Source organism: Streptomyces tricolor (assembly GCF_002155905.1).
GTDB lineage: Bacteria > Actinomycetota > Actinomycetes > Streptomycetales > Streptomycetaceae > Streptomyces > Streptomyces tricolor.
Genome location: NZ_MUMF01000540.1, coordinates 1 through 4,995 on the forward strand (window position 1 = coordinate 1; position 4,995 = coordinate 4,995).

A 4,995-nucleotide genomic window follows, 5' to 3' on the forward strand; every position below is an offset into this window, starting at 1 on the left:
CGGCGCCACCGCGGTGCTGCTGCTGTCGCAGGTGGTGCGCTGGGCGCTGCCGCCGCGCCGGCTCCAGGAGAGCGGCGCCACCCCGCTGATGGCGGTGTACGCGGGTGCCGGGGCGGTCCTCGGTTTCGTGCTGGTGCCCGTGCTGGGCGCCCTGCCGGGTTTCCTGGCCGGGATCTATCTGGAGGAGCGGCTGCGGCTCGGCCGGCACGGCGAGGCGATGGCCGCGCTGCGGACGGCGATGCGGGCGGGCGGCTCCAGTGTGCTGGCGGAGCTGTTCACCTGCCTGCTGATCGCGGGGGCGTGGCTGGGCGCGGTGCTGTGGGGCTGACCGGCACCGTGACGTGCGGCCGGCGGGTCAGGGCGCGGTGGACCGTGTCGGCCACGGCGGCCATGCCCGCGTCGTTGAAGTGCAGATGGTCGCCGGGGTCGTAGGCGGCCCGGATGCGCCGGGGGTCGGCGGGGTCCCGGACGGCGGCGTCCGCGTCGGCGACCGCGTCGAAGGCGCCGCCGGTGCGGATGAAGGCGTTCACCCGCTGCCGTACGTCCTCACCGGCGGCGGTCCAGGCGGGGTAGCCGCCGTACGGGGTGAGGGTGACCCCGACGACCCGGATGCCGCGGGCGTGGGCCCGGGCCAGCAGGGTGCGGTAGGCGTCCGCGAAGGCGTCCGTGTCGTGCGCCGCCGGGGTGCCCTTGATGTCGTTGATGCCCTCGAAGACCACCAGCGCCCGTACGCCGGCCCGGTCCAGCGCGTCGGCGTCCAGGCGGGCGAGGGCGCTCGGTCCGGTGCCGTCGCGCAGCAGGCGGTTGCCGGCGATGCCCGCGTTGAGGACGCCGGTCCGGTGGCCGAGCAGCCGCCGGGCGAGCCGGTCGGGCCAGCGCCGGTTGGTGTCGGGGGTGGAGCCGTTGCCGTCGGTGAGCGAGTCCCCGAACGCGACGACGCTGCCGGCGGCGGACCCGCGCACGTCGACGCCGGTGACGTAGTACCAGCGGCTGGTGGTGGCCGTGTACGCGGTGCCGGACTCGTCGGCGGCCCGGCCGGCGCCGGGCCGGGCCAGGTAGCTGGTCTGCAGGGCGGTGCGGTGGTAGGTGGCGGGCCCGGAGTCGTCCGGTGTGTACACGGTGACGAGCAGGTCGGCACCGGCGGGCACGCGCAGCCGCACCGGGTCGGTGACCGTGTCCGCGCCCGGCGGGACGGTCACCTCCGGGGCGCCGTGGAAGGCGGCGGTGCGCAGGGTGCCGGGTACGGCGTCGGGGCCGGCCGCGCGGCGCAGCGCGACGGTGACCGCGCCGAGGCGCAGGGGCCGGGTGCCGAGCCGGTTGCTGAGCCGGACGCGGACGGCGGTGCCGCCGACGCTGAGGTGGACGACGTTGCGGACGGCGGCGCCGGGCAGCGCGGCGGCGGTGCCGGAGGGCGCGGTCTCCCAGCTGCCGGTCCAGGGCAGCGGGGCGGGTTCGGCGACGGCCGGTGCCGTCAGGCCCGGCAGCAGTGTCAGGAGGAGGACCGCGAGGACCCGAACGAACCTGACCATGTGTGCCCGCCCTTCCCCGAGGCCCGTCGGGGACTCCCCCCAGGGCCCTCGCAGGTGACCGTGCCACACGGCCGGGCCGCGCCGCCGGAACATCGAGGAGGTCCACCCACTCGGCGCAACGGGGCCGGCGCGGCGGACGGGACGCCGAACGAGCGCGCCCGCCGGGCGGGGCGGCGGTCAGGGGATCGGCTCTCCGGCCACCCGCAGATGCTGGACGGCGTACGACCGCCAGGGCCGCCAGCTGTCGGGGACGTCGGCGCCGGGCGGGGCGACGTCGGGGTCGCCGAGGGCGCGGACGCGGAGGGTGGCGACGGTGGCCGGGTCCATGCCGGGCAAGGCGAGCAGGGCCTCCTCGGCGTCGTGCCGGTCGGCGCCCGCGTCCAGTCGTACGGTGCCGTCGGCGAGGGCGGCGGCGAGCGCGCCCAGCGGGCCGGAGGGCTCGGCCTCGGCGAGGACGGCGGGCTCCGGGAAGACGTGGGTGAGGCCGCCGTGCGGCGCGTCGAGCACCTTGCCGTACCGGCGCACCAGCTCCTGGGCGCCGCGGGTGCCGGTGAGGGCGCGTACGGCGGGCTCCAGCGGGTCCACGGCGCCGGGCGAGCGCAGCCCGGGCCGGGCGGCGACCAGCGGGGCGAGCCGGGGGTCGGCGCCGAGCCGCTCGTCGACCGCGTACGGGTCGGCGTCCAGGTCGAACAGCCGGCGCAGCCGCTGCACGGCGGTGGTGAGGTCCCTGAGGTCGGTGAGGTGCAGCCGGGCGTCGAGCCAGCCGCCCGGACGGGTGCCGGTGCCGGTCCGCGGGGCGCGGGTGCGTTCCCGGACGGCGGCGAGGGCGGTGCCGTACGGCAGCCGCAGGGTGCGCCGGTAGGTGCGGGCGCCCGGGGTGCCGGTCACCTCCTCGACTCCGGGGACGGCCTCCCGCGCGAGCTGGTCGAAGACGGCGGCGGCCTGGTAGGGGCCGCGGTGGGCGAGCCGGAGCGGGATGCCCGTGCCGGGCGCGGTCCGGTGGCCGGACCGGTCCCGGGGGGCGGACCGGTCCCGGGGGGCGGCGGCCCGCACCTCGGTCGGTGTCGCGGCGTACACCTCCCGGATGGTGTCGTTGAACTGCCGCACGCTGGCGAATCCGGAGGCGAACGCGATCTCGGTGATCGGGAGGTCGGTGGTCTGCAGCAGGACGCGCGCGGTGTGGGCCCGCTGGGCCCGGGCGAGCGCCACGGGCCCGGCGCCCAGCTCGGCGGTGAGCTGCCGCTGCACCTGCCGGGCGCTGTAGCCGAGCCGCGTGGCGAGCCCGGCGACGCCTTCGCGGTCCACGACGCCGTCGGCGATCAGGCGCATGGCCCGGCCGACGACGTCCGCGCGGACGTTCCACTCCGCCGAGCCCGGCACGGCGTCCGGCCGGCACCGCCGGCAGGCCCGGAAACCGGAGCCCTGCGCGGCGGCGGCCGTCGCGAAGAACCGCACGTTGCGCCGTTTCGGCGTCACGGCCGGGCAGCTGGGGCGGCAGTAGATGCCGGTGGTCTCGACGGCGAAGAAGAACACCCCGTCGAACCGGCCGTCCCGGCTGCGCACGGCCTCGTACCTGCTGTCTTCGTCCCTCACGTGGTCCAGTGTGGGGCGGGGGCAGCAGGCGGACCAGCGGAAATCGGACGTCACGGTGGTACGCCGTGGGCAGCGCGCGCCGTCGCCGGGCGCGGGCCCGTCGTGGCTGGTCTCGCCCACGCGGCGGAGCCGCACACCAGTACGGCCCCGCCCCTGGGGAGTTGCCGTGCCCCTACCTCCACCGCCCCCGCTTCGCCTCCATCGCCGCCCTCCCCTCGGCTCCCTTCCGCTTCCAGTCCCGCCGAAGCTCCGCACGGACCCTGGCATCGGTCTTGGCCGTGATCCACTGGTTCTCCCGGATCAGCTTCCGGTAGCTCTCCAGCCGCCGTTCCGGAAGCGCCCCGCTCGCCACGGCCGACCGCACCGCGCACCCCGGCTCCGTCTCGTGGGCACAGTCGTGGAACCGGCAGTCCTCGGCCAGTTCCTCGATCTCGGCGAACACCTGCCCCACGCCGGTCTCCGCGTCGAAGAGGCCGACGCCCCGCAGCCCGGGGGTGTCGATGAGCACCCCGCCGGAGGGCAGGGCGAGCAGGTTGCGGGTGGTCGTGGTGTGCCGGCCCTTGCCGTCGACGTCCCGGGCCGCCCGCACGTCCATGACGTCCGTGCCGACGAGCGCGTTGGCGAGGGTGGACTTGCCGGCGCCGGACTGGCCGAGCAGCACGCTCGTGCCCGAGCCGACGAGCGCGACGAGCACGTCGAGCCCGTCGCCGTGCAGGGCGCTGACGGTGAGCACGGGCACGCCGGGCGCGCTGGTCTCCACGTCCCGCACGAGGTGGGCCAGGGTGACCGGGTCCGGCACGAGGTCGGCCTTGGTCAGCACGACGACGGGCTGGGCGCCGGACTCCCAGGCGAGGGCGAGGAAGCGTTCGACGCGGCCGAGGTCGAGTTCCACGGCGAGGGACACGGCGACCACGGCGTGGTCGACGTTGGCGGCGAGGATCTGCCCCTCGGACCGCTTGGAGGAGGTGGAGCGGACGAAGGCGGTGCGGCGCGGCAGATACGCGCGGACGTACCGGGGGTCGCCGGCGGGGTCGACGGCGACCCAGTCCCCCGTGCACACGACCTTCATCGGGTCGCGGGGGACGACGTACTCGGTGTCGGCGCGGACGGTCCCGCCCGCGGTGACGATGTCGCACTGGCCGCGGTCGACCCGGACGACCCGGCCGGGCAGCAGTCCGTCGGCGGCGTACGGGGCGAACGCGTCGGCCCAGGCCTCGTCCCAGCCGTAGGGAGACAGCGCGGAGAACACAGCGGAGGTGGAAGTCAAGGGAGACCCTTCACAAGGGTGGCCCCGGGCAGGCGCGTACGGCGCGCGGTGGGTTCAGCCGGTGGCCACGGAGGTGGACTTGAGGAGTTCCTGGATGAGGGCAGCGCCCGGCACAGTGACAGCCATCGGTCGACACCTCCTCGTTCTCACTCGCGCGTGCGCACACCACCTCGGCGTGCCCGGCAACTGTAGCCCGCGGGCGGGCCCGTACGTCAAAGCATTTTCCGCACGTCTTCCGCGCCTTCTCCGCGTGTCCCCGGAAGCGGCGCCCTCCGGGGTGTCAGCCCAGCGTGCAGGGCGCCCCGTTGAGGGTGAACGCGTGCGGGGTCCGGTTGGCGTCCGTCCAGGTGCCGAGGAAGCCGAAGGACAGGCTGCCGTGTGCGGCGACCGTCTTGTTGTAGTCGGCGGCGGTGGCGGTGACGCGGGAGCCGTCCTGGTGGACGGTGGCGTCCCACGTCTGGCCGACCCGCTGGCCGTCGCGGAAGGTCCAGGACACCCGCCAGCCGCTCAGGGCCGCCTCGGTGGTGACGGTGACGGTGGCCTGGAAACCGTCGGGCCACTGGCTGTCCAGTGCGTAGGCGACCCGGCAGCCGGCCGGCCGGCTGC

Annotated in this window: 5 protein-coding genes; 1 reads left to right on the plus strand and 4 read right to left on the minus strand. The window is 76.4% G+C overall.

The window, feature by feature from the left end; translation table 11 throughout:
• Window positions 1-328, plus strand: a 328-nt coding sequence (locus CCN44_RS32935; RefSeq protein ID WP_107502132.1) for a DUF456 family protein, incomplete at its 5' end; no start/stop codon positions are given.
• Here CCN44_RS32935 and CCN44_RS32940 read toward each other — a convergent pair.
• The 4 genes from CCN44_RS32940 to CCN44_RS32955 form a co-directional block, all read right to left on the minus strand.
• On the minus strand, window positions 276-1,529 hold the full coding sequence (locus CCN44_RS32940; protein ID WP_086701873.1) for an SGNH/GDSL hydrolase family protein: 1,254 nt from the start codon (window positions 1,527-1,529) through the stop codon (window positions 276-278). The two genes, CCN44_RS32935 and CCN44_RS32940, sit on opposite strands and share 53 nt — an antisense overlap.
• 177 nt (window positions 1,530-1,706) lie before the next feature.
• Window positions 1,707-3,122 (minus strand): DNA-3-methyladenine glycosylase 2 family protein, encoded by a 1,416-nt coding sequence (locus tag CCN44_RS32945; RefSeq protein WP_059255318.1) that lies wholly within the window; start codon window positions 3,120-3,122, stop codon window positions 1,707-1,709.
• 172 nt (window positions 3,123-3,294) lie between these two features.
• Complete coding sequence (rsgA, locus tag CCN44_RS32950) at window positions 3,295-4,389, minus strand: ribosome small subunit-dependent GTPase A (protein ID WP_086701876.1); 1,095 nt, start codon at window positions 4,387-4,389, stop codon at window positions 3,295-3,297.
• Between the two features lie 280 nt (window positions 4,390-4,669).
• On the minus strand, window positions 4,670-4,995 hold a 326-nt coding region (locus CCN44_RS32955; RefSeq protein ID WP_208639885.1), incomplete at its 5' end, for a cellulose-binding domain-containing protein.